This is a genomic window from Candidatus Binatia bacterium (genome assembly GCA_029248525.1).
Classification (GTDB): Bacteria; Desulfobacterota; Binatia; order UBA12015; family UBA12015; genus UBA12015.
In genome coordinates this window covers 147,268-170,402 of sequence record JAQWJE010000008.1, presented here as the reverse complement: position 1 = coordinate 170,402, position 23,135 = coordinate 147,268, and the positions used below count along the sequence as shown (strand labels likewise).

The window sequence follows — 23,135 nt, the reverse complement described above, 5'->3', positions numbered from 1 at the left end:
TCTCACTTGCGCAGATTCATCTCAAAAAATGACTGAGCCAGATGACTGGGCCAGATGACTCCGCAAGCATTAACGCGCCGGGAATAGAGCGCTAAAACTACGGGGCAAAGATCGTGCGGAGTTCTTCCATGATCTTTTCTTCCGGATGCTCGCGAGCAATGGATAGTTCCTTGACGAGCAGGGAACGCGCCGTGTCCAGCATTTTGCGTTCGCCGAAAGAGAGTTCCTTGTCACTCTTCAGAACGAAGAGATCCCGAAGAACTTTGGCGATCTCCAAAACCGAACCTGTCTTGATGCGCTCGGTGTATTCTCGATAGCGACGATTCCAGGTCTGCTGATCGATCTCGACTTTCTTGTCGCGAAGGATTTTATAAACCTTGGAGACGGTGGCCTTCCCAATGATCGGGCGGAGCCCCACGGCGTCGACGTTTTCCATCGGCACCATGATCGTCATATCGTTCTCGAGAAAGCGCAGCATGTAGAACTTCTTCTGCGACCCGGCGATGGTCTTGCTTTGAACGCTTTCGATGACGCCAACACCGTGAGCGGGATAAACGACCTTCTGACCAACCTTGAACATGCCGGGGAATACCTCCAGTTGCGATCTACACAGGTTACTGAATGAGCAATCCTCAATCAAGGTACAATCTTCTCAGCTAATGCTCTGAGTTAGCAGAATTGCAAGGCGCATCGCGTCACTTCGCGTCCCGCACCAAAACGAGCGCATCCTCTCCGGGCCCGTAGTAATTGGCCCTCTGCCCTACTTCGATAAATCCATGGGCGGCATAGAGCCGGATCGCCGAGTCGTTTGCGGCAGATACTTCGAGGTGAACCGTAGACCCCAGAAGCGCGTCCGCCTCATCAAGAAGATGGCCCAGCAGCGAACCCGCGACGCCGATTCCTCGGAACTCCTTCTTGACGGCGATGTCGAGAAGCTGAAACTCGTCCGTGACTTGCCAGTAGATCAGGTAACCCACAGCGCGGTCCCCGATCAGTGCCACCCGTGGGCGTGACTGCGGCAATTCGATTTCTTTTGCCAATCGCTCCCGGGCCCCGGGTCGGCTGAAGGCCTCGCGCTCGATGGCCGCCACACGAAAGAGGTCGCTCTCGACCATCGGACGAACCGAGACACGTGGCGTGGGACCGCACATCCCGACCTACCAGCGGAACAACGCAGCAGCCCAAGTAAAACCGGCTCCAAAAGCTGCCATACAAACGTATTGTCCCTCGTGCGCCCGACCGTCCAGCATTGCTTCTTCCAGGGCCAGCGGAATCGAGGCGGCCGTCGTGTTTCCGTAGCGCTGCATATTATTGACCACCTGACTCTCGTCGAGCCCGAGCTCGGCAGCAACGACCTGATTGATCCGCAGGTTCGCTTGATGCGGCACCAGCAGACCGAGGTCGGCCACATCGAGATCATTGGCGGCCAGCGATTCCCGAATGACTTGCGGAAACCGCGTCACAGCGTGCTTGAAGACATAACGGCCCGCCATATAGGGAAAGACCACCGGCTTTTCCCCCTCGAAGTCGGCTTCCAGGATATGCTTCTCGCGACGACTCGACGGAACTTCCAGCCATAGCTTCTCCGCAAATCGTCCTTCCGCATGAAGATGCGAAGAGAGGATACCCTTCTCGCCATCCGGTGAGGGCCCCAGCACGACCGCTGCTGCCGCGTCACCGAAAATCACCCCGACCTCTCGACCACGCGTGGTCAGATCCAGGCCAGTGGAGTGAATCTCGCCACCGACGATCAGAACATGGGAACCCCGCCCCCTCTTGAGCCAGGCGTCGGCCGTCGCCAGCGAATATACGAATCCTGAACATTGGTTGCGCACGTCCAACGCCGGAATCTGCGGTGCGCCCAGTTTCGCGGCCATCAGGCACGCCGTCGCGGGCCACTCCACATCCGGGGAAAGAGTCGCATAGATCAGAAGATCGATATCCTCGATCGTCAGGCCTGCGGCTTCCAATGCTCGCTCTGCCGCGATCTTGCCAAGATCCGTGCCTCCACAGGCCGCATCGATATGTCGACGCTCGCAGATACCGGTTCGCTGCTCGATCCATTCATGCGACGTCTCCATGCGCTCGCTCAAATCATCGTTCGTCACGACGTTATCCGGAAGAGCGCTGCCCACCCCGAGGATATGATTACGGTTCGCCATCTCAGTCGGCCTCGATTACGGCCGCACCCCAAGTGAAGCCAGGTCCGGCAGAGGCAAGCACCATTCGCTCCCCTGTCGCCAGCCCGTCGATACTCCGGGCAAATTCGATCCCCAGCCCCGCGGCCATCACGTGCCCAAAGCTCGCCGTGGGAATGACGACCCGGTCCTTGGCAATCCCCAACTCGCGCGCCGCGGCGAATGCGATTTGAGGCTCCACGTAGTCGATGACCACGCGGGCGGCGGTTTCGAGATCGGTTTGCGTTTCGGCCGAAACCTCGCGCAAAACCTCGATCAGTCGCGCCTGCGCAACACCACGTAGCGCGGGGAGGTCCGACTGCGGATAGTGCCGCCCCGCTGCAAGATCGGCACGATCGATCCGTCGACCCAATTGCGAACTATGCGGTGCGGCCGTCCAGAACTTCTCCAAAAGTGTTCCGTCGGTATACCAGCGAGAACTCAAAAGCTTGGGGCCCGCCCCCCCCGCAGACAGGACGACAACCGACGCTCCATCCGCGAGACGAGAGGCCAATTCCGCGCCGGAAGGCGACAAATCCAGACCGCTCGAGAAGACCTCCGCCGTCGCCAGCAAAATTGGCTCAGGAGACGTCCCCGCCGCTGGAATTGCGCAAAAGGCTGCCGCCATATCGAGAGCGGCAACGAAGCCCGCCGATTGCGCACGGAGGTCGAGAGCGCCAACGGTGGGCGCTGCCAATTTCTCCTGGAGAAAGCAGGCCGATCCCGGAAAGGCGACGTCCGGGGTAGTTGTGGCGAAGACCAGCATCGACAAGTCTTCTGCGGCCACACCCGCTTTCGCCATCGCTGGTCCGGCAGCGATCGCCGCGAGGCCACTTGGCCCCTCACCTGGTGCGGAAAAATACCGCTCGGCGATACCCGTCTCCGCACCAAGATCCCGATCGACCCCCAAACGTCCGGCCAGAGCCTCATTGGAGACGGCGTCCCCCGGAAGACAATAACCCCAGCCGTTCAGGCGAATCTCAGGCAGCATTGGCTTCGCGCGGAAGTTGATCCGCCGCACTGGTCTTCACCAGAACAACCTCTAGGGTCTTGTTTTCGTACCACTGGGCGAAGCCGATACAGGGCTCACTTACCGGCACTCGAGTCACGAAATCCGGCGGGAAGGCAGGCGCGGTCGCCGCAACAGTGCGCAGACGCTCATCCACGACCGCTCCGCGAACCTCGAACCAGCCACCGCGCAGCCGTAAATCAATCTCGTAATCCGGCATTTCCGAACCCAGGCCGAGAGAGTCCCTCACGCCCGACGGCGGGATCGTGCGCGGCAATTCCATCTGCAGAATATAACCTGCCGGCCGTTCCTCGAATCGGTAGATCTCGCCATAGCGCCTCTCGCGTTCTTTTTTCTCGTCGTAGGCACCGCCGGTGTCGTAGAAACCCTCGTGGGCCATCTTGCCACCATGCTGGGCCTCGCTGACCTTGCGAATCAGCGGCAAGACAAACGGCACCATCGGCAGTCCGTAGACGCTCCCTCGCCAAATCACCTCGGAAGTGGGCCGCGCGAACAGCAATGTTTCGCGCAGTCGGTAGATTGCTTCGAGAACGGCAAGAGTCCCGCCAAGCAGGAACCATTTTGAGATCGACAGACTGTAGAGGTCATCCCCACGCAGTAATACAACGGCTGCGACAACGATGATCGGGAGAATAATCAGGTGCGCCAGCATATTCAGGCCGGTGGCTCCCGCAGAGGAGAAGATCATCGGGTTGCCAATCGCCTGCTCGAGCTTGGTTTTCGTCGATGCGGGCATCGCCCCCAGCAGGGGTTGCGCAAGACAGATCCCCGCGCGGAGAATCGGATGGCCGCCTCCACCGGGCGCTTCGGACTGAACCAGCTCCAGAGCGTCGTCGTACTTCACCGGCAACTCGCCGACATAGGGAATCTCGCGGAAGCCTGGCTGGATCAGCGGATCCGCGGTTTTGCGCTCGACTTTCCCCAAATGCACGACTGCAGCAGGAGCGGCTGCCGGGGCCACTGCCGCAGGAGCGCCGCCAGCCGGGGCTGCGGGCGCGGCTGCGGGCGCGGGCGCGGCTTCAGGCTCTGCTGGCTCCTTGAACCTCGACGGGAAGTCCTCGGGGAAATCCTCCGCCGGGTGGATCTCCTTGGCTCGCTGGAAAAGAAGACCTTCCTCTTCCGGGATATCCGGGTTGGGAATGCAGCAGTCGACAGGGCATACGGCCGCACAGGCCTCGCTATCGAAAAATCCTACGCATTCCGTGCATTTATCCGGCACAATATAGAAGAAATCGTCCGAGATAGCTGCAACCTTAGAACCGTCAAGAGCATCGAACTCGATTCCACCTTGGTAGATGGCCGTGTTCGGGCATTCGGGTTCGCAGGCCCCGCAATTAATACATTCGTCGGTGATCATTGTCGCCATTGCGACTGAACCTCCGCCAGGACCGAGAAGAAAAGAACCTCCGAACAGGGCTCTCGGCGAACCCGGGCCGGAGTCAATAAACCCACTCTGCATTAGCAAAGCGAAGGGTACACTCTCAAGGCATGGCGTTACGGTTGTTCGACAAGGGTCCCTGTGGCACCCTTGGAGCGAATTTGCCGCGGCCTTTTCGGCGCGTGCTGAAGTGGAGGATGGGGATGAAAATGACCGGAAATCGAACGACTGGGCGTCAGATAGTGGCGGCCATCATGCTTGTGACAGGAATCGCTCTCTCGGGCTGCAGCGCCAAGGGGCCAAGCCCCCAACAGGTTGCCGCCGAGCAGGCCGATCAGGCCGCCGCCCGAGCCGAGGCGGCGGCACTTCGAGCCAATCAGGCCGCCGAACGCGCCGAAGCCGCCGCCGACAAGGCCGAGGCAATCTTCAAGAAGAACGTCCAAAAGTAGTTTCAGCTCGAGGTTCAGGGTCGCGCGGCGCCAAGCCGCGCGACCAGCCACGACTCCCTGCTGTAGAGCCCCAAAGCGCTCCAGATCAGAAGAAACGCTATCAACCGGCCTGCCGTAAGCGGCTCTCCGAAGACCAGGACCGCCAGAATAAATTGGCAAGTCGGACTGACGTATTGCAGCAGCCCCACCGTACTCAACCGAAGGCGCTGCGCGGCAAACCCGAAGAGCGCCAGCGGCACAACCGTGACCAGCCCCCCGGCGAGGAGCAGGAAGTCCAACCCGGGGTCCCCGCGCCCGATCGCAGCCACGCCTTCGCGCATCAGCCACAACTCTATCCCCAGAAAAAAGGGGAAGATCAAAAGGACCTCGATCGTCAAACCTGTAATCGAGTCCGCAGTCATCTGCTTGCGCAGCAGGCCGTAGAATCCGAATGAGAGAGCAAGAACAAGAGGAATCCAGACGAAACCCTCGAGAAAATTTCCGCTGCCTCGCCACAGGGAAGCGGCGAACACGACGACCCCGACGCCGGCCAACCCGAGAGCCCATCCCTGCCGGCCGACCAGTTTCTCCCCGAGAAAAAAGCGTCCAAGCAGCACGGATACCAGCGGGTTCAGGAAGTAGCCGAGGCTGGCCTCGGTCAACCGCTCTTCGCGCACCGCGTAGATGAAAACGAACCAATTCCCCACCAACATCGCGACCGACGCGCCATGCATGCGAAGTGCGCCCGGGGAGCGCATTGCTTCCCGGAGCCGAGAGAGCCCCGGGGGCATGGCCAGAATCGCCAGGCAGATCGGGAGTCCACCGAGAGCGCGCCAGGAAATCAACTCGAGCACATGAACTTGATCGAGTTCACGATAATAGAGGGCTGTCACAAGGCCCCACCAAAGGTAGGCGAGCAGACCAGCAACGATACCGGACCGGGCCGAGTCCTCCCCGTTCAATTGCATGCCTGCCGAAATCGAGGGGACTGGCTTGATCGAGGATCAGGACAGGGCTTCGCTGTAGACCTCTTCATTGAAACCAACCAACACCAGAGAGCCTACCCGCAGCAAAGGTGCCCGCATATTTCCGGTATTGCCCAGCATGGCGCTGACCGCCTCGGGAGTCGTCGCAGCCCCGACCTGGAACTCCTCGACCTTGCGGCCCTTCATGACAATCATTTTCCGGGAAGCGCGAGCGATTTTCTCAGCGTCTTCCGCTTGCAGCTTCCGACTTGCAGGCACGGTTTCCTTGATGGTGATCTTTTGGGCTTCTACGAACGCAGAAGCACGAACACAGGAAGTTCAACCTTTGCGCTCGTAGATCCAGTCGATTGTCTTTGTCTTGGGCATGGGGATGTACTTAGACCTCGCTACCACCAGAAACAAGCCAGACGATTCCTCGACAAATCAGGCCCTCGGCAGCCGACGTCTCTCGAACTGAAAGCTGGCGCCCTTGCTGATTTGCCCCAACGCGAGAGACCGGGGTGGCTTGACCGGATCGGCACTCGGATCGACCACAATATCCCACTGGAAACGGGCGCCCCCGGAAGGCTCAACCGGAGTCAGTCGCGCCAGGGGGTTCACCACCTGTGCGATCGCATCCAGCGCCGGATGCCCCTCGGGCCGCAAACCCGCAAACCAGGAACAATCGTCAGACTCGTCAAACGCCGGAGAATCATGGAACGCGATGCGCACGCGATCGGCCGCGGGCATCGACACGCGAAAGTCCACATAGGCTCTCGGGTGAAATGTCGGGTGTACCTGAAACAACTTGGCAATGGCCGCAGCATCCTCGTCCACAATGCGGAAGGCCCGCATCATGCGCAGCGCCGTCAGTGCGGCAATGCCTTCCCATTGTTCATCCGCCAACCGGGAGGCGGCTTCGGCTCCCCACCGCTGCTCGGCCGAGAGATGCAGCGCTCGTGCCAACAAATGACTCTGCAGCGCTATCTCATCGAGGACGAGGACACCTGCGCTATGGCTGAGATCCTCCAGTTGGAATCCGGGGTCGAACGCTCCGGAGTAATCGGCCCACCCGCCCGGTTCGGCATCCGTGCTCGGCCGCTCCAGAACCAATTGGGCCGCCTTCGACTGACGCAACAGGGCCAGGTTGGAGTGAGGCTCGCTGGCCTCGCCAGTCTCGTCGATAAAAATCTTCCAGCGACAATGCGGCATCCGGAAATCCGGAATCCGCGGCGGGCGATGGATGGCGCGCATCTTCATGCGCGGGTGCGTCGCCGCGGCCGTTGCATCAAAGGTGGGGTCCTCCACGTCATGGCACATCCGCCGTACCCGCTCCTCCCCATGTGGTTCGACATCCATCAGGGCACCGCAATGCGCCAACCAGAACTCGCCATATTCGGGTGTATCCAGTCGAAACTGGAAGTCCATGAACTGGTGAGGCGCTCCGATATCGAACTGCAGATTTTTAAAAACCGTGCCCACATCATGGCCGACAAAACCAAGTGCCTTTTGCATGCGTTCGGAATAGATCGGGCTCGCGCCCATCCACTCCTCAATCGATAGCTCTGTCATCGCCGGCTCACCCCAACCAAAAAATACCAACGGCAGACCGACCCGGTCCTGCAAGTGACCATGCAGGAGGTATTCGCGACCCAATTCAGCCAACGCCTGCCGGCTTAGCGAGCCCAAATGCCAAGTCGGATCAAACGGTCCCGCGTAGTCAGTTCCCTGTTGCTTCATTGCTCCTCCAAAGTTTTTCCGGCAAGCGGACGCGGCGACGGCCCCACCCAGGGCGCCAGCGTTGTTTTCCAAATTTCATAGCCCGGACCCAGAAGATGTAGCTCATCACCGGTGAGATCCGCTCGAAGCGCACCCTCCGCCGAACTCATCGCGCCGCCCACATCGATCCAGCGCAATCCCCTGCGGTCGGCCAATGCGATCAGGCCTTCGTTCACCGAACGAATTCGGGCAGCATAGCCACGGCTGCGCGGCAGGAGCGTCTGCACAAAAACTTCGGTCCGTGGACTCTCGATGCGGATCTCTTCGAGAATCGCGTCAATATTTTGCAGCACAACTTCCTCCGAGAGACCCAACCCGAGGTCGTTTGTTCCGATCATCAAAAAGATCTGCGCTGGTGCGGCCGAGGTAATCTCTCGCAGCCGGGCGCGAACATCCGCGGTGGTATCTCCGGAGATTCCGCGATTTCGCGCCGCCACACCGGGAAAGAGCTCGCCCCATCGCGCCTGACTGGTGAGGCTGTCCCCCAAAAAGACAACGTCTCCGGCGCGCACAGGGAATTCTCGAAAAAAGCTGGACTGACGCGCCGTCACCACAGGATGGAAAAGAGTTCGGTAGAGTCGGGCCCGCCAGAACCATGCCGCTGCGAGCACCAGAACGCCCAGCAGGCCCAGGGCCAGACTCCCCCCGACAAGAAATTTCCAACTGCCCATCGCGTCTCACCCCAATCATCGCACAGCTCAATCGGCAAACGGCAGCCTGGTTCGATGCGTTGCATCCATGTCAGGATCGACTAAAAACGGAACAGCGATGTTGCGGCGAGTTTTGAAATATACCGTCATCGGCGCCCTGCTTCTCGGGGTCGGCGGCTATGCGGCCTTTCGTCTCTGGCTGGGACCTTCCCCGGAAGAAATTCTGTCCCGCATCAAAATCCTGCCAGCTCCGATCCTGAGCCCGGCAGAGGAACAGGCCACCTTGCTGGCCCCGCCGGGATTCCGGGTCGAATTGGTCGCATCCGAACCCCTGATCGCCGAACCCGTCGCCATCGACTGGGACGATCAGGGCCGTCTCTACGTTGTCGAGATGCGTGGTTATATGCGCGACCTTGCCGCCAGCGGGGAAGACGAGCCCTCCGGTAGAATCGTCATCCTCGAGGACACCGATCACGACGGGCAGATGGATACGAGCCGGGTCTACCTCGACGGCCTGGTCATGCCACGGGCCGTCCGCGTCCTGCCCGAGGGGGTTCTGGTCGCCGAGCCCGGCACCCTTTGGCTGTGTCGCGATCCGGAGAATACAGGCACCTGCGCCATTCGGGAGCGCCTCGGCGAATACGCCATGGTCGGCAACAATCCGGAGCATCAGGAAAACGGCTTGCTCGCCGGCATCGACGGTTGGATCTATAATGCGAAATCTCGGCGGCGACTCCGCCTGGATCCGGACGGCCTGGTGGTGGAGCAAACACCGGCCCGGGGGCAATGGGGCCTTGCGCAGGATGATGAAGGGCGACTCTACTACAACCACAACTCCGGCTTTCTTTACGCCGATGCGATCCCGGGTAGCTATGCCATGCGCCAGGCTGCGACGGCCGCCTCATGGTCCAAGCCCGGAGTCAATCTACCTCTGACCGATGGGGAAGAGGTGCACGGCATTCGCGTAGCTCCCGGCCTCAACCGAGCCTATCTGCGCGGCACGCTGCGCCCCGACGGTCGCCAACGCGGCCCCACGGGAGTCAGCGGCGTAGCCATCCAGCGCGGCGACCAGTTCGGCCCCGAGTTCAAAGGGGACGCCTTTGTTCCCGAATCTGCAGGCAATCTGGTCACACATTTCGAGATTCAGACTGATGGCACCGAGATGCAGGCCGTTCACAAGCTCTACCCCGATGAAAGCTTTGGAGAGCGAGAATTTCTGGTCTCGACCGATGAGCGCTTCCGGCCCGTCGATGCCGAGATTGGCCCCGACGGGGCTCTATATATTGTCGATATGTATCGCGGCATCGTCCAGCATGCGGAAATGGTCTCGGACTACCTCGACGAATACATTCGGGACCAGGGGCTCGAGAATTCGGGGGCCCGCGGCCGTCTGTGGCGGGTCGTCCGAGAGGATCGGCCCATCGATTACGTCCCGCCACCGATGACCACCACAGCGGAACTGTTAGCCGGGCTCGACCACCCCAACGGCTGGGTGCGGGATCGCGCCCAGCGGCAACTGGTCTACCGAGATGCTCCTGAAACCATTGCCTCGCTTCGCGCCCTGGAGAATTTTTCGTCCACGGGGCGTATCCATGCTCTGTGGACGCTGTCGCTGCTCCACAAGCTCGATCAAGCAACCTTTCGTCAGGGTCTGGCCGACGCGCAACCTGCCGTTCGAGTCGCGGCGCTGCGTGCCTTCGAGCCCATGCTCGACGGCACCGAGGCCGAGCGACGGGAGCTGCTCCGCCGCGCGGACGAGGACCCTGATCCACGGGTTCGGCTGCAGGCAGTCCTGACCATGGGGGCCCTGCCCCCGGCCGAAAGGCCCCTCCCACAGATGCTGCAGCTCGGCCGGGGGGCCGACCCGCTCCTCTCACACGCAGTCCTCTCAGGACTAGACGGACTCGAATCGCAAGCATTGGAGATTTTGCTGGAGGAAGATGAGGCCGCGACGACGAATGAGGCCCGCGACCGCTTCCTCACCGAAGTGACGACGGCCGCATTTGCCTCCATTCGCGCCGCGCCGAGCCCCGGACCGGCTACGGTCCAGCTCCTCGATCGCGTGCAAAGCCTCGACCAGAAAGCAAAGCGGACGGCCTTGGTCAACGGAATCGCAGCAGCGCAGCGACTTCCGGGGGCGAGTCGTATCGCGCTCGCAGGGCCGCATGCCCTGCTGGCAGACGAGAGCGATGAGATTCGCCCGATTCGCTCGCACTTCACCTGGCCGGGCGATCCGCGGCCCGGCGGAGCTCGACCACTTTCGTCCGACGAGCTCGAACGATTCCGGAAGGGCGGAGAACTTTATCAAGACGTCTGCGCTTCATGCCACGGCTCCTCGGGACGCGGTATCCCCGGTCAGGCACCGTCGTTGGTCGGCGCTGCATGGGTGAGAGATTCTGACGAGTGGCTCATTCGGATCGTCCTTGGCGGACTCACCGGCCCAATTCAAATCGACGACGAAACCTGGAATCTCAACATGCCGAGCCATGACGATCCTGCGGTGCTTGACGATGAAGCGATTGCAGCCATCCTCACCTTCCTGCGGCGCAGCTTCGGTCACGCCGACGAGCCCGTCACAGCGCAAACCGTGGCGAGAATTCGCGAGATCACGCGCCACCGGCAGAGCCCCTGGACGGTAGCCGACCTGCTCGCCCTGGACGGGCCCCATCGATATGATCGTTACCTCGGAAACTACGGAATCCCGCTGATCGCGATGCAGTTGGAAGTCACTCGATCCGGAACCCAACTCTCCCTCGGCATGGTCAATGGACCTACGACAGATCTTCAGGAAATGACTGACGGAAGCTTCCGGACCAGTGATGCTCTAGGTCTTGCTCTGGAGTTTGTATCGGATCCGGCGAAGCCCGCAGAACCAATCGAAGAAGCCATTCTCAACTATCAGGGAACGCGTGTCCCCCTGGCGCGCCAGAACTAGCCGGCAACGCCCGTCGCAAGCCGTCCAGCCATCCGTTTGATGCCGGACATCCCCTCCTCGAGATCCGCGAGCGAGGCGGTATAAGCCATCCGAACATACCCGGGCGCTCCGAAGGCCTCCCCGGGGACCAAGGCCACGCGCTCCTCGGCGAGCAGTTGCTCGCAAAGCCTTGCCGTAGTTCCGACCTCGCGGCCCTTCGGGGAACCCTCGAGCAATCGACGAACATCGGGAAAGACATAAAATGCCCCGCCCGGATCCACGAGAGAGACGCCCGACAAATCGTGCCACCGCTCACAGGTAAAGGCGCGGCGACGACGGAATTCCGCCACCATCGCCTGCTCATCGGAACCACCTCGCAGGGCCTCGGCCGCGGCTACCTGAGAGATCGAACTGGTCCCCGTGGTGGTCTGTCCCTGCAGCGTAATCATGGCCTCAATCCACGCCTCGGGGCCCACCGCATAGCCAACTCGCCAACCCGTCATCGCGTAACTTTTCGAAACCGAATTAATGATCAGGGACTTTGCTCGGAGTTCCGGACGCAGTGTAAGAATATGCGGCGGTCGGGGCCCATCGAAGTGCAGCAACTCGTAAACCTCGTCGCTCAACAGACTGACGTTCGTCGCGCCAACAATCACGTCGGCTAGAGATTGAAGCTCGGTTGCTGAATAGACCGCGCCTGTCGGGTTCGAGGGGCTGTTGAGCAAAAGGGCACGGGTGCGCGGACCGATGGCTGCGGCCAGCTGGTCGGGGCGGAGCTTGAATCCATCTTCGGCGGCGGTCGGCAAAAACACCGGCGTACCGCCCGCCAATCGCACCATAGCACCATAGCTGGTCCAAAATGGCACCGGGATCAGGACCTCGTCCCCCGGATCGAGCAGCGCCATCAGGCCAAGCGATAGCGCGTGTTTGCCCCCAGTCGTCGCGACCACCTGCTGCGGTGAGATTTCGAGCCGGTTCAGGCGCCACATCTTGGCCGTGATTGCCTCCCGCAACTCGGGGAGCCCCGCTGCGGGCGTATAGCGTGTCTGGCCGTCCGCGATCGCCCGGCGCGCAGCCGCACCGATCCGCTCGGGAGTTTCAAAATCAGGCTCTCCCGCTCCGAAATTGAGTACGCGGACACCGGACGCTCGCAAACGAAAAATCTCGCTGGTCACGGCCATGGTCCCCGACGGCGCTACAGCCTGCAGTCTCTGCGACAAGCGCATCAGAGCCCCACCAACCTTAGAGTTTCAGTTTTTTCTGGAGGCGACGATGAACCGGCGGCGGGACAAGAGCCGTCACATCGCCACCGAAAGTCGCAACTTCGCGAACGAGACTCGAACTCGTATAGAAATGCTGTTCCCCCGCCATCAGGAACACGGTCTCGATTTCCTTGGCGAGGTGGCGGTTCATGCTGGTCATCTGAAACTCGAACTCAAAATCCGAGACAGCGCGCAACCCACGCACCAGCACACAATCACCGATCCCTTTTGCGTAATCCACCAGCAGACCGCTGAACTTGTCGGCCACAACGCGATCGCCGAGATCCGCAAGCGATTCGCGAATCATCTCGCAGCGCTCATCGGGGGTAAACATCCCGGAGCCCTTGTTGGGATTGTAGGCGACAGCCACCGTCACTTTGGGGAAAACGCGCGAGGCCCGTCGAATGAGGTCCACATGCCCATTGGTCACAGGATCAAATGATCCGGCATAAATCGCCACGGGCGTCACGACCGAGGCCGCCGAGGCATCCTCGGACTTTGGCTTCTTGCCCGCGGTCGAGGCTCTCTTGCGCTGGACTTTTTTTGCCGGAGCCTTTTTCGGCGGAGCTTTCCGGGCCGAGACCTTCTTTGTCAGCGTCTTTTTAGCGGCCATCAGCCGACCCGCTGCCGCAAGATCGTAATCTCGCTGCCACCAAAACGTCTTCGCAAATCCACTTCAAGATCTCCTTCAGCATCGGGACCCTCGGCATGAGGATGCTCGACCATGATTACGCCATCCGGGCACAAGAGGCTACCGGCGGCAATTTTCCCCAGAATCGCGTCGATATCGACTTTTCCGTAAGGCGGGTCAAGGAAAATCAGGTCAAAAACAGCAGCAGGACCAAAAGAACCGAGCGCGCCCAGCACCGGGCGCACCAACGTCCGGTGGCGAGCGGCAAAACCACAGCGGTCGGCGTTCGCGATCAGGCACTCCGCGACTCGGCGGTCCTGCTCCACGGCGACCACACTGGACGCACCGCGCGACAGGGCCTCGATCCCGAGAGAACCCGATCCAGCGAACAGGTCCAGAACATTCGCTTCGGCGATTGCGCCACGGTGCTCCAGTATGCCAAAGGCCGACTCACGAAGCCGAGCGCCGCTGGGGCGCACCTGGAGTCCGGGCGGGACGGAAAGCTTCCGTCCTCGCGCCTCTCCGGCGATCACCCGCATCGCTTGAACCTTTGGTAGGACACAATGCGCGCTTTGCCATTCGCGAGAGAAAGGCGCAAGGAAATCGAATGATTTGGGGATTGATACCGGCTCGACTGGGGGCCGAGACAAAAAAACGACTGGAACCGGCGCTCGCCCCGGCCCTTCGTCGTGAATTCGCCCAAGCCATGCTCGCCGATGTCATCACAGCCCTTATGGCCGCAGAGACTCTCGCTGGTGTCAGTGTTCTGGCCGGGGATGAGGAAGCTGCCAATCTGGCCCTGAAGCTCGGCGCCCTGCCCCTGCACGACTCGGGCGGGGGCCTCAACAATGCAGTCGCTGCCGGCATGAGCTTCGCCAGCGAGCAGAAAGCTACTGGTGTCATTATCGCGATGGGCGATTTACCCATCCTCAGATCGACGGATATCGACCGAATGGTCGCCGGCCTCCCCGTCCACGGCGCCGTCGCAGCGCCCTCCCGCGACGGCAGCGGCACCAACCTTCTGGGACTGCGCCCTCCCGGCCTGCTGCATACCCACTTCGGCAACCAGAGTCTTTGCGCCCATCAGCAGGAAGCCCGCAATCTCGGAATCCCCTGGCAGGAGATCGACCCGGGCGGTAGCGCCCTCGACGTCGACACTCCCGAAGACCTCGGCGAACTGCGACGCCTGCTCAAGACGTCCGACGCGCCCGCAAGAGCGACGCGAAGGGTGCTCCGCGCTGCCGGACTATGAAGAAGTTCCCGGACTCGCTCAGCGACCGATAAATTTGGGGCGACGCTTCTCGCGGAAGCTGGTTAATCCTTCGTCGCGGTCCGCGGTACTTTGCGAGAGGACGTACAGGTCGCCCTCGAGGCGAAGTCCTTCGGCCAGCGGTAAATCGCCGGAGGCGAGCAGCGCCTCCTTGGCGAGCTTTTGAGCGACCGGGGAGCGCGTGGCCATCGATCGGGCGACTGCCATGACCTTGCGATTCAATTGAGCGCCCTCTTCGACTTGATGAATCAGACCTGATTTCTCTGCCTGCCTTGCGGACAGCACCTCGGACAACAGGACCATTCGCGTCGCTCGGCCGCGGCCGATCAGCCGGGGCAAACGCTGGGTGCCTCCGTGGCTGGGCAATATTCCACGCGACAGTTGCGTCATCCCCAGCCGCGCTCCCGACGCGGCAAAACGCAGATCACAAGCCAATGCCAGTTCGAGGCCCTCGTCGAACACCTTGCCTTGCAGAGAAGCGATCACGGGCACACGGAGACTGGCCAGAGCGGCAATCCCGTCGTGAGGCCCGTCGGAGACGGAGCCCTCGCAAAAGTTACGGCCTCGAGAGCGGAGAACGACCACACGGATATCGTCGGAAAGCTGGATCTCCTCTACCGCTGCCACCAGATCTGCATGCATATCGGCGTCGAAAAGCCCTGCCGACAGATTCATCTCCAGCGTCGCGATCCCACGCTGCTCCCGGATCCGAAGGCTCTGAACGCGCGCCAAACCAGCTATTCCTGACTCGCGGCAAATGCGGTCTGGAGGTCCTTGCGGAGAATCTTGCCCAGAGGGTTCCGTGGCAATTCGGGAAGAAACCGCAAGGCCTCCGGTTTCTTGAAGCTCGAGAGACGGGCCTGGCAATAGGTCACCAGCTCTTCTGCCGAGACCGCGGAGCCTTCCTTGAGCACCACCGCCGCAGCCACAATCTGGCCCCACTCCTCACTCGGCAAGCCGAAAACCGCGATCTCCTCGATCGCCTGATGGCCCTGCAGGCAGGCTTCTACCTCCGCAGGAGCAATATTCTCGCCACCGCGGATGATCATATCGTCTTTGCGGCCCACCAGAAACACGTAGCCCTCGTTATCAATATAGCCGAGGTCCCGGGTATGCAGATAGCCGTCCGTATCGACCGCAGCCCCGCCGGAAACTCCACCGGCGTAGCCCTTCATGATGCGCGGGGTCCGGACGAGAATCTCGCCTGTCTCTCCGTCCGGAAGCGACGCACCACTTTCGTCCGCAATGCGAATCTCCACGTCGGGAAGCGGGCGACCAATCGAGCGCAGACGCTTGAGCACCAACTCATCAGCATCGGCATCGCCAACCAGACGGTGGTCTTCGGGGCCGAGAATCGTCAAGGTCGATGTTGTTTCGGTCTGACCGAAAGCATTCACGAAACCGCAACCCGCCGGAAAGGACTCGATAGCCCGTCGAATCACCGGGAAGGGCATCGGAGCGCCGCCGTAGGAGAGGTTCTCCAGACTTGAGAGATCGGTTTTATGGAAGTCCGGATGGTCGAGAAGCTTCTTCATCATCGTGGGCACAACAAAGGCGTGCGTTACCTTCTCGCGCGCCACGGTAGCCAACCATTCCCCCGCTTCAAATTGCGGAAGCAGGACAATCTTCCGCCCGGCCCAGACCGAGCTCATGATATTGGTGGCTCCGGCGATATGGTAGAGCGGCACGCATAAGAGTGCGGTCCCGCGGGGACTGCCGTCGGCCATCTCCACGTTGCCCACGACATAGGCGGTGAAGTCGCCATGCGTCAGCATCACCCCTTTGGGCAGGGAGGTCGTCCCGCTGGTGTACATCAAGATGGAGGTATCGGACTCCTCGACATCGACCTCCAGTGCCTCAGCATCGCCGGCAGCGACAAGATCATCAAATGACGATTCGCCCTCGCCTGCCTCCGACAAGGGAAGCAGTGTGAGGTCTGCCGGCAACGAATCTGCCAATCGAGCCAGAGTGTCGCGATAGCGCTCCTCAAAAAACAGCACGGCTGGAGCAGCCTTGTCGATCATATGCTCCAACTCATGCAGCTTGGCGCGATAGTTAAGCGGCACAAATGTCGCGCCTGCGGCCGCTGCGCCGTAATACGCTGTGACATAGCGATGCGAGTTGGTGGCCAGAACCGCTACCGGCCTCTCCAGACCAGCGCCATGCGCGCGCAGGGAGGCCCCGAGGCTGCGGACTCGCTGCGCCAGAGCGTCGTAGCTGAAGCGATCTGCTCCATCGACCAGAATCTCCTGGTCAGGGAACATCATTGCAGGCATCGTCAGGAAGTTTGCTGTATTCATGTCTGTTCCTCTCGTAGCCTTTTCCCGAGGCGGGCCTCAAGTCGCAAGCCCTCCGCCAGCGGAAGGTCTCCACCGCGCCGCAGCGCCTCCCTTGCAGCCTTCAGGGCGGGCCCGGAAAGGATCGCGAGCGATTTCGCCAGGGAACGGGCTCGCGCCGCCAGCGTTTTCTCCGAGCAAACCCACTGCGCCAGCCCCAATCGTTCGGCCTCACGCCCCGAGATTTCGCTCCCCGCGAGCAGGACACCCGCGGCGCGCCCGGCACCGATGGCCCGCGGCAGGGTTTGGGTGCCACCCACACCCGGCAATGTTCCCAACGAGGTCTCGGGGAGACGAAAGCAAGCCGTTTCTGCCGCAATCATCAGGTCGCAGAGCAGAGCCATCTCGCAGCCTCCCCCGACCGCCATCCCGTGAACCGCCGCCATAGTCACACAGGGCAACTCACTCCATAAGCCCCAGACATCGCGTCGCTGACGAGTTTCACGCGCGGCCAAAGGAGATTCCGCCATACCGAATTCCGATAAATCGCCTCCGCTACCGAAGGCGCGGCCGGAACCCTCGACGAGCAGGACACGAACCTCCGGGGTCGCGGCCACGAAAGTCAGAGCCTCGAAAATCTGATCCCGCATCTGACGATTATAGGCGTTCAGGACCTCCGGGCGGTCCAGAGTCATGATCACCAGACCGTCGTGGCGCTCGAGGCGAATCACCTCACTCGCGTTGCTCACCGTCGAACTCCTTCCGAAGGCAGAGCCGCGGCAACCACTTGCAGGTTCGCAAAATCACCGGGCCTCGGGTCGCCGGCAAGAACGAGAAAATCCGCCGCCTCTCCCGGCGCGAACCATTGATCCACGGCATTCTCGCCGCGGATCAAGCGATGCGTCCGGGAGTGGGCGGCAAAGGCCAACCCCGGGCTCACCCGCTCCGCTTTGCCAAAATCGGCCAAGGCTCCCGAGCCCCGGCCGCACGCCGCTTCCAATACGGCATGAAAACCGGGAGGCGCGACCGGCGCATCGCTGCTGAAAGCGACCGGGACACCCGCCTCGTGGAGAGAGGACACGGGATAGAGCCATTGCCACAGAGGCTGCTCCAGCTGGCGACGGTACCTGGCCCCCCGCGCGACAAGAAATGCGGGCTGTGTGACGACCGCCATCCCCGATGCAGCCAGAGCCGCGACGAGAGCCGGTGGACAAAGCGATGCATGCTCCATTCTGTCCAGACCTCGCGGCCCCCCCGACTTTCGCGCGGGAGCTGTTGCGAGCACCTCGAGAATGGACGCCATCGCATCCGGCTCGACAGCGTGGATTGCCAGGGGGAAGCCAGCCTGTCGCGCACGCGCTACCGCCTCGCCAAACCAAGGCGATTGCACCGCCGCTGCGTCCCGCGGCAAGAGCTTGATCCCGGCAATCGAAAGCCCCGACGGGCATGAGGGGATTGCGGCCCAATCGGCATCCACACCCAACCAAAAACGGATATGTTGCGGGAGCTCCGCTGATGCGAGCAATTCCAGCCGCTCGAGATCATTGGAGGCGGTCACTTCATCAATACAAGTGATGCCGACGCGTAATAACGCCTCACCCTCCTCGCGCAAAGCCTCACGCAGACGCTGCGTATCGGCCCGCGGCAACAAGCGTGCGAGTTCGATTTCCCGACCGACCAGCAACGCTTCCTGACCAAACGCCGGGGACCAGCCCGCATTCTTCAACCAACGGCGTGCGGCGGAATTGAGCAGTGAGGCATGACGGGAGGCATGGCGAACCCGCAAGGGCCGGTTCGGGCAAGCAGCATCCAGCTCCGCCAACGTCGGGAGAGTGCCCTCTCGCAAATCCGCTTCTTCGAAACCCTCCAATCGAACCCAGCTCCCGGATTCTAGCCTAGCCGTCTCCGCGATGGAGTCGATCAGATCCTGCCGGCTATAGGGTGCCTGGGGCAAACAAGCTCTCTGCAAGCGGCGGGATGCCATCGCCACCAGATGAAGATGAGGATCGGCCAGTCCAGGCATGAGGAAGGATGTTTCCGCAGCCCGCGCCGCCGAAACTCGAAGCTCTTCGGCCGCGAGGATCCGACCCGCCCGAACCTCGATCCGATACGGCGGCAACGCCTCGATGGCGTCTCCCGAGCGCACAAGGGGACGCCCTTCCACGCGAAAATCAGCCTGATCGGTCAGGCGAGCAATCGGCGACGGCTGCGCAGCCACGCTCACCTCCGCGTTCGCACCAGAGTCACGATGCCCGCTCAGGTCCGGGATCAGGTCGAGCGCCGACGGCTCCACCGGGCATCATCACATCGATCGCCATTCCCTCATCAAACACATCGCGGCGCACACGGGCGATCGCCGCGAACTCCCCATCGACGCTATCGGGTGCGACGCTCGTCAAATGACCAACCCCGCGGCCTTCCACCTCCAGCTCGATTCCGGGGTCGCAGGCGCCCGCGACACGCAGTGCAGCCACCAACCACTTCACCTTGCCTCTGGAAGCCACTCGCTCGACCACCTCCTGGCCGAGGTAGCAGCCTTTGCGATTGGAAATCGCATGCGACAGGGAAGGTACTTCCGGCGCGAGAGTGGTCTCATCAAAATCGACTCCCTCCCGAGCGACGCCGGCCGCGATGCGTCTCCCCTCGCGTGCTCCCGGAGACAATCGCCGGGCACCGAGCGCGTCACAGCGGTCAAGAAGTGCGTTCGCATCCGCGGTGGTCGCGCACCAGACCCGGTAGCCGGGACAGCCCAGATCATCGACCCGGGAGATATGCATCAGACCGTCCACCAGCGGATGATGCCGCCGCAATTCCGGCACAGCCTCCGCCCCGAGCAACTCGCCCACGAAATCGGACACGCTCTCTCCACGGATGGCGACGGCGACACCGGGTTGCATCTCGAACTCGACATCATCGGCCACGATGAAACGCTCCAGAGCCGGCTGCAATCGCTCCCGGGCTTCCCCCGTGAGGTCGAGGAGAATTTCTTCGGAGAAAACCAGCAAATCCACAGCGGCGACAATCCTTCCCTGTTCCGTGAGAAGAAGGGCTGCCGCACCCTCACCCGGCGCAAGCCCGGTGATGTCATTCGAGAGCATTCCGTGCAGGAAGCTCGAACGATCTTCGCCAAAGACCCGCAAAAGCACTCGCTCTGCTTCCAGTTCTACCGACGTTCCTGCGTACTCTGCCATGTGCGAACTCTAACATCATCAGAGCCCTGCGCATCAAGCCGGCATGGCAGCGTTCACCGCATCAATTTGTAGATCGGAGCGAATGTGGCGCGGGTCTCTTCGGGGAGAGGCACAAGATCGCCCAGCAATCTCGCGCCCCAGACAATCTTCGCCGTCCGTTCTACCAAATGCGCCACCTGCATGGCCTTCTCCGGCGACCCGCCCACCGTCAGCAATCCATGGTTGGCCATCAGAACAGCACCGCGATCGCCCAGCCACGAAGCCACCTCTTCACCCAGCTCATCGGAGCCCGTCAGTTGGTAGTTCGCTACCGGAACATCCCCTCCGACGAATACATCGAACTCTTCGACCACACACGGGATCGCCTGGTGGGTGATCGCGAACATCGTCGCGAACATCGCGTGGGAGTGGATCACGCCGCCCAATTCGGGATAGCGACGCAGACAGGCGAGATGCAGGGCCTTCTCGGTCGTCGGACCGCGGGAGCCCTCCAGCACCTCGCCATCGAGGTCGACGACCACCAAGTCTTCGAGCTGCATCTTTTCGTAGCTCAGCGAGGACGGCGTCATCACGACATTTCCGTCGGGCAAGCGCGCCGAAAGATTGCCGGAGGTTCCCTCCACCAACCCGGAGCGCAGCATCTCCTGCGCGGTCGCCAGAAGTGCCTCCTTGATCTCCGCTGCCGTCCGATCGCTCACGCCGGGTTAATCCTGACTTCCGGGGAGGTCGTAGAGAATGCCCATGGCATCGGATGCCGACGCGCCGCGATGTACAATTTCCATGAAAGCACGCGTGATCCCCGACGGATTCTCGTGCTGAATCACATTGCGGCCGTAGACAATGCCCGAGGCACCTGCCCCCATCAGATCCACAGTGCGCTGGAAGATCTCCTCTTCCGACGCCTTGCCTCCACCCCGGACCAGAACGGGACATCGACCGGCTGCCTCAAGGACTTTCGGGTAGTCATCAGGGTCATCGGTCGGGTCTGCCTTGATCAGATCCGCGCCAAGTTCGACCGCCTGACGCACCAGAGTGCGCACGGTGGCCATATCTCCATCGACCGCGAAACCACCTTTGCCGTCGGGCTTCATGGCGATCGGTTCGACCATCAGCGGCATCCCCAGAGCTTCGCAATCCGGTTGGATGCGAAGGAGATTTTCTACACATTGTCGATGTAATTCCGTCTCCTCGGGAATCAGCAGAAGAAAGATCACGACACACGCGGCGTCAGCACGGACAGCGCGCTCCACCGGTGACTCCATGAGCGTGCAAAAAAGCTCCGATGGCGGATTGGGGCCATAAACGTTCGCGACATCGGCGCGATATACCAGCGAGGGTTTCTGACGACCTGGAACATTTTGCAAAAGATGCGCCTGCCCGGGAGCCAATTGCACAGCATCGGGGCCGGCATCCACGATCGTGGCGACCGCGGCTTCCATATCCTCGATCCCGGCAAGAAAGCCTGGCGTGTTGAAGATTCCATGATCGATCGCGACGTCAAAACATTTTCGATCGGCGCCAAGAAGTCGCTCCATACGAGGCTGATTGCTCATTCGGTCTCTCCGTAGGTCTCCTGCAGGTAATCGATGATTTCGGCGGACTCGAAGAGTGCTTGGCCAGTATTCGGGTCCCGCAAGAAGGGCACCTGCATCTGACCTGAAATCGCCAGAAACTCGGGTCGGCTCGGGCTGTCCTTGGCCACATTGCGCAAGATATACGGAAGTTCCAACTCGCACAAAGCCTCACGAACCAGACGACAAAACGGCGAGGCCTCAAAGCTCCACAATTCCAGGAGTTCCGCGGGCTCCACCGACCCACGATCCGCGCGCGTCCATGTGCCCGCGCCCATCCTCTGCAGTGAAGCCAGCGAACCAAAAACAGTCTTCAGCGTGCTTCCACGCAAATACGGCTCGAACCGCCCGTCGCCATATTGCCGCACCAGGTATTGAAGGATTTCCTCCGACTCGTACATCTCGACACCCGTATTCGGGTCGAGCAAAAAGGGAAATTGCTCGCGTCCCCCGCGACGTCCGGCCTCGAGTCGAAAACGACGTCCCCCTTTGGGACATGGGCGGATCTCCGCTTCGAGATCCAGGTCGGAAAGAAGCTCCCTCACCTTCCTGCAGAATGGACAAGCCTCGAAATCATAAAGAACCAGTCGCTCTTGCGGGCGAGGTCCGATCCCTTGCACGGCTCGGCCACCTGCTCCGGACAATAGAGTCGTCCCGAGCGAGGAGGTCACATCAAGCGCACGACGCACAGAGGCGCCTAGCCAACTTTTTTGAGCCATTCCGGTTTTGCACCTTCGCCGCCGCGAATGGTCGCCGCATAACGTCCCTGAACCCATTCCGTGATGGGACCTCGCTGGCCGCTGCCGATCTGGCGGCCGTCGAGTTCCCGGATGGTCGCAATCTCGGCGGCGGTACCACAGAAGAAGGCTTCATCGGCGACGTAGATCTGGTCGCGAGAAATACGCTCCTCACGAACGGAATATCCACCTTCGCGAAGCAGGCCGATCACCGTATCCCGGGTAATCCCCGGCAGGATCGATTCCGCAGACGGTGTCAGGATCTCCCCGTCACGCACCACGAAAAGGTTCTCCCCGGGGCCTTCTGCGGCAAATCCGGCTGTATCGAGCAGCAAGGCCTCATCGTAACCGGCATCGTGCGCCTCATGAGCGGCAAGAATCGAATTGATATAGAGTCCGACCGCTTTCGATTTCGACATCAGCGTATTGCTGTGAACCCGCGAGAAAGAGGAGGTCTTGACCCGGATCCCCTTCTGCGCCGCGTCTTCCCCTAGATAGGCGCCCCATGGCCAGCAGGCGATCGAAACACGGACCTTGTTGAGCACCGCCAACCCCATCTCGCCGGCGCCATTGAAAACAAGGGGGCGCAGGTAGCCTTCTTCGAGACCGTTCCGTTCGACCGTCTCGATACAGGCCTTATAAACTTCGTCCCGCGAAAAGGGAATTGGGAGGCCGAGGATATGGGCCGAATCAAAAAGTCGCCGGTTGTGGTCCTCGAGACGGAAGATTGCCGTAGAGCCGTCGTCCTGTCGGTAGCAACGAATCCCCTCGAAGACGCCAAATCCATAGTGCAGCGTGTGCGTCAGGACATGCACGTTTGCCTCGTCCCAAGGAACGAATTCTCCGTCCATCCATATCCAGGATCCCTTGTCCACT

23 protein-coding genes and 1 pseudogene are annotated in these 23,135 nt (G+C 61.3%); 3 read left to right on the top strand and 21 right to left on the bottom strand.

Translation table 11 applies throughout. The annotated features are described in order from the left end of the window. Nucleotides 1-97 precede the first annotated feature (97 nt). The 5 genes and pseudogenes from P8K07_01415 to P8K07_01395 all read right to left on the bottom strand — a co-directional run bounded on the left by P8K07_01415 (nt 98) and on the right by P8K07_01395 (nt 4,573). Nucleotides 98-580 carry a CarD family transcriptional regulator gene (locus tag P8K07_01415; GenBank protein MDG1957179.1) on the bottom strand — a complete coding sequence of 161 codons (483 nt, stop codon included), beginning with the start codon at nt 578-580 and terminating at the stop codon, nt 98-100. 115 nt (nt 581-695) lie between these two features. Then, on the bottom strand, nt 696-1,115 hold the full coding sequence (rimI, locus tag P8K07_01410) for a ribosomal protein S18-alanine N-acetyltransferase (protein ID MDG1957178.1): 420 nt from the start codon (nt 1,113-1,115) through the stop codon (nt 696-698). A 42-nt stretch (nt 1,116-1,157) separates the two neighbouring features. Continuing rightward, nucleotides 1,158-2,162, bottom strand: a complete 1,005-nt coding sequence (locus tag P8K07_01405; GenBank protein MDG1957177.1) for a ketoacyl-ACP synthase III — start codon at nt 2,160-2,162, stop codon at nt 1,158-1,160. Nucleotide 2,163: 1 nt separating this feature from the next. Continuing rightward, complete coding sequence (locus P8K07_01400) at nt 2,164-3,168, bottom strand: 3-oxoacyl-[acyl-carrier-protein] synthase III C-terminal domain-containing protein (protein ID MDG1957176.1); 1,005 nt, start codon at nt 3,166-3,168, stop codon at nt 2,164-2,166. Between the two features lie 1,141 nt (nt 3,169-4,309). Continuing rightward, nucleotides 4,310-4,573: pseudogene (locus P8K07_01395) on the bottom strand (4Fe-4S dicluster domain-containing protein). Between the two features lie 221 nt (nt 4,574-4,794). Between P8K07_01395 and P8K07_01390 the strand changes: the two are divergent. Next, nucleotides 4,795-5,034 carry an alanine-zipper protein gene (locus tag P8K07_01390; protein ID MDG1957175.1) on the top strand — a complete coding sequence of 80 codons (240 nt, stop codon included), beginning with the start codon at nt 4,795-4,797 and terminating at the stop codon, nt 5,032-5,034. A 14-nt stretch (nt 5,035-5,048) separates the two neighbouring features. Here the strand turns inward: P8K07_01390 and rarD are convergent, their stop codons facing one another. From rarD to P8K07_01370, 4 genes are all read right to left on the bottom strand, one after another. Then, nucleotides 5,049-5,981 carry an EamA family transporter RarD gene (rarD, locus tag P8K07_01385; GenBank protein MDG1957174.1) on the bottom strand — a complete coding sequence of 311 codons (933 nt, stop codon included), beginning with the start codon at nt 5,979-5,981 and terminating at the stop codon, nt 5,049-5,051. 36 nt (nt 5,982-6,017) lie between these two features. Beyond that, the gene (locus P8K07_01380) at nt 6,018-6,185 is read right to left on the bottom strand and encodes a hypothetical protein (GenBank protein ID MDG1957173.1); all 168 of its coding nucleotides are present in this window, start codon (nt 6,183-6,185) and stop codon (nt 6,018-6,020) included. Between the two features lie 237 nt (nt 6,186-6,422). After that, nucleotides 6,423-7,718, bottom strand: a complete 1,296-nt coding sequence (locus tag P8K07_01375; protein ID MDG1957172.1) for a hypothetical protein — start codon at nt 7,716-7,718, stop codon at nt 6,423-6,425. Next, nucleotides 7,715-8,428 (bottom strand): GDSL-type esterase/lipase family protein, encoded by a 714-nt coding sequence (locus P8K07_01370; GenBank protein MDG1957171.1) that lies wholly within the window; start codon nt 8,426-8,428, stop codon nt 7,715-7,717. The genes P8K07_01375 and P8K07_01370 overlap by 4 nt, the downstream gene beginning before the upstream one ends. A gap of 97 nt (nt 8,429-8,525) precedes the next feature. On the opposite strand from P8K07_01370, the gene P8K07_01365 reads away from it, so the two are divergent. Further along, nucleotides 8,526-11,342, top strand: a complete 2,817-nt coding sequence (locus tag P8K07_01365; GenBank protein MDG1957170.1) for a c-type cytochrome — start codon at nt 8,526-8,528, stop codon at nt 11,340-11,342. On the opposite strand, the gene P8K07_01360 is transcribed toward P8K07_01365, so the two are convergent. The 3 genes from P8K07_01360 to rsmD form a co-directional block, all read right to left on the bottom strand. Continuing rightward, nucleotides 11,339-12,547 (bottom strand): pyridoxal phosphate-dependent aminotransferase, encoded by a 1,209-nt coding sequence (locus tag P8K07_01360; protein ID MDG1957169.1) that lies wholly within the window; start codon nt 12,545-12,547, stop codon nt 11,339-11,341. The genes P8K07_01365 and P8K07_01360 overlap by 4 nt on opposite strands. Before the next feature lie 16 nt (nt 12,548-12,563). Beyond that, nucleotides 12,564-13,052, bottom strand: coding sequence for a pantetheine-phosphate adenylyltransferase (gene coaD, locus P8K07_01355; GenBank protein ID MDG1957168.1), 489 nt, complete (start codon nt 13,050-13,052; stop codon nt 12,564-12,566). Between the two features lie 143 nt (nt 13,053-13,195). Further along, the gene (gene rsmD / locus P8K07_01350) at nt 13,196-13,753 is read right to left on the bottom strand and encodes a 16S rRNA (guanine(966)-N(2))-methyltransferase RsmD (GenBank protein ID MDG1957167.1); all 558 of its coding nucleotides are present in this window, start codon (nt 13,751-13,753) and stop codon (nt 13,196-13,198) included. A gap of 68 nt (nt 13,754-13,821) precedes the next feature. Between rsmD and cofC the strand changes: the two genes are divergently transcribed. After that, the gene (gene cofC, locus P8K07_01345; GenBank protein MDG1957166.1) at nt 13,822-14,466 is read left to right on the top strand and encodes a 2-phospho-L-lactate guanylyltransferase; all 645 of its coding nucleotides are present in this window, start codon (nt 13,822-13,824) and stop codon (nt 14,464-14,466) included. 18 nt (nt 14,467-14,484) lie between these two features. On the opposite strand, the gene P8K07_01340 is transcribed toward cofC, so the two are convergent. Genes P8K07_01340 through P8K07_01300 form a run of 9 tightly spaced genes read right to left on the bottom strand, consistent with a single transcriptional unit; the run spans nt 14,485 to nt 23,110 of the window. Then, nucleotides 14,485-15,216: an enoyl-CoA hydratase-related protein gene (locus tag P8K07_01340; protein MDG1957165.1), complete on the bottom strand. Its 732-nt coding sequence runs from the start codon at nt 15,214-15,216 to the stop codon at nt 14,485-14,487. Between the two features lie 5 nt (nt 15,217-15,221). Then, on the bottom strand, nt 15,222-16,784 hold the full coding sequence (locus tag P8K07_01335) for an AMP-binding protein (GenBank protein ID MDG1957164.1): 1,563 nt from the start codon (nt 16,782-16,784) through the stop codon (nt 15,222-15,224). Next, complete coding sequence (locus P8K07_01330; protein MDG1957163.1) at nt 16,781-17,509, bottom strand: enoyl-CoA hydratase/isomerase family protein; 729 nt, start codon at nt 17,507-17,509, stop codon at nt 16,781-16,783. Before P8K07_01330 ends, P8K07_01335 begins: the two co-directional genes overlap by 4 nt. Continuing rightward, nucleotides 17,506-19,053 carry an amidohydrolase family protein gene (locus P8K07_01325; protein ID MDG1957162.1) on the bottom strand — a complete coding sequence of 516 codons (1,548 nt, stop codon included), beginning with the start codon at nt 19,051-19,053 and terminating at the stop codon, nt 17,506-17,508. Before P8K07_01325 ends, P8K07_01330 begins: the two co-directional genes overlap by 4 nt. Then, on the bottom strand, nt 19,004-19,951 hold the full coding sequence (locus P8K07_01320) for a hypothetical protein (GenBank protein MDG1957161.1): 948 nt from the start codon (nt 19,949-19,951) through the stop codon (nt 19,004-19,006). Before P8K07_01320 ends, P8K07_01325 begins: the two co-directional genes overlap by 50 nt. A gap of 53 nt (nt 19,952-20,004) precedes the next feature. After that, nucleotides 20,005-20,649: a class II aldolase/adducin family protein gene (locus P8K07_01315; protein MDG1957160.1), complete on the bottom strand. Its 645-nt coding sequence runs from the start codon at nt 20,647-20,649 to the stop codon at nt 20,005-20,007. 6 nt (nt 20,650-20,655) lie between these two features. Continuing rightward, nucleotides 20,656-21,504 (bottom strand): aldolase, encoded by an 849-nt coding sequence (locus P8K07_01310; GenBank protein ID MDG1957159.1) that lies wholly within the window; start codon nt 21,502-21,504, stop codon nt 20,656-20,658. Continuing rightward, nucleotides 21,501-22,241, bottom strand: coding sequence for a glutathione S-transferase N-terminal domain-containing protein (locus P8K07_01305; protein ID MDG1957158.1), 741 nt, complete (start codon nt 22,239-22,241; stop codon nt 21,501-21,503). The genes P8K07_01310 and P8K07_01305 overlap by 4 nt, the downstream gene beginning before the upstream one ends. Next, nucleotides 22,220-23,110 (bottom strand): branched-chain amino acid transaminase, encoded by an 891-nt coding sequence (locus tag P8K07_01300; GenBank protein ID MDG1957157.1) that lies wholly within the window; start codon nt 23,108-23,110, stop codon nt 22,220-22,222. Before P8K07_01300 ends, P8K07_01305 begins: the two co-directional genes overlap by 22 nt. Nucleotides 23,111-23,135: the final 25 nt, after the last annotated feature.

What these genes read in the sequence shown, in the direction of transcription:
- P8K07_01415 (MDG1957179.1), bottom strand. Translation starts at nt 580, where the DNA reads ATGTTCAAGGTTGGTCAGAAGGTCGTTTATCCCGCTCACGGTGTTGGC.
- P8K07_01375 (MDG1957172.1), bottom strand. Translation starts at nt 7,718, where the DNA reads ATGAAGCAACAGGGAACTGACTACGCGGGACCGTTTGATCCGACTTGG.
- rsmD (MDG1957167.1), bottom strand. Translation starts at nt 13,753, where the DNA reads ATGCGGGTGATCGCCGGAGAGGCGCGAGGACGGAAGCTTTCCGTCCCG.
- cofC (MDG1957166.1), top strand. Translation starts at nt 13,822, where the DNA reads ATGATTTGGGGATTGATACCGGCTCGACTGGGGGCCGAGACAAAAAAA.
- P8K07_01390 (MDG1957175.1), top strand. Translation starts at nt 4,795, where the DNA reads ATGACCGGAAATCGAACGACTGGGCGTCAGATAGTGGCGGCCATCATG.
- P8K07_01360 (MDG1957169.1), bottom strand. Translation starts at nt 12,547, where the DNA reads ATGCGCTTGTCGCAGAGACTGCAGGCTGTAGCGCCGTCGGGGACCATG.
- P8K07_01305 (MDG1957158.1), bottom strand. Translation starts at nt 22,241, where the DNA reads ATGGCTCAAAAAAGTTGGCTAGGCGCCTCTGTGCGTCGTGCGCTTGAT.
- P8K07_01405 (MDG1957177.1), bottom strand. Translation starts at nt 2,162, where the DNA reads ATGGCGAACCGTAATCATATCCTCGGGGTGGGCAGCGCTCTTCCGGAT.
- P8K07_01310 (MDG1957159.1), bottom strand. Translation starts at nt 21,504, where the DNA reads ATGAGCAATCAGCCTCGTATGGAGCGACTTCTTGGCGCCGATCGAAAA.
- P8K07_01335 (MDG1957164.1), bottom strand. Translation starts at nt 16,784, where the DNA reads ATGAATACAGCAAACTTCCTGACGATGCCTGCAATGATGTTCCCTGAC.
- rimI (MDG1957178.1), bottom strand. Translation starts at nt 1,115, where the DNA reads ATGGTCGAGAGCGACCTCTTTCGTGTGGCGGCCATCGAGCGCGAGGCC.
- P8K07_01370 (MDG1957171.1), bottom strand. Translation starts at nt 8,428, where the DNA reads ATGGGCAGTTGGAAATTTCTTGTCGGGGGGAGTCTGGCCCTGGGCCTG.
- P8K07_01380 (MDG1957173.1), bottom strand. Translation starts at nt 6,185, where the DNA reads ATGAAGGGCCGCAAGGTCGAGGAGTTCCAGGTCGGGGCTGCGACGACT.
- P8K07_01400 (MDG1957176.1), bottom strand. Translation starts at nt 3,168, where the DNA reads ATGCTGCCTGAGATTCGCCTGAACGGCTGGGGTTATTGTCTTCCGGGG.
- P8K07_01365 (MDG1957170.1), top strand. Translation starts at nt 8,526, where the DNA reads ATGTTGCGGCGAGTTTTGAAATATACCGTCATCGGCGCCCTGCTTCTC.
- P8K07_01300 (MDG1957157.1), bottom strand. Translation starts at nt 23,110, where the DNA reads ATGGACGGAGAATTCGTTCCTTGGGACGAGGCAAACGTGCATGTCCTG.
- P8K07_01320 (MDG1957161.1), bottom strand. Translation starts at nt 19,951, where the DNA reads ATGGCAGAGTACGCAGGAACGTCGGTAGAACTGGAAGCAGAGCGAGTG.
- rarD (MDG1957174.1), bottom strand. Translation starts at nt 5,981, where the DNA reads ATGCAATTGAACGGGGAGGACTCGGCCCGGTCCGGTATCGTTGCTGGT.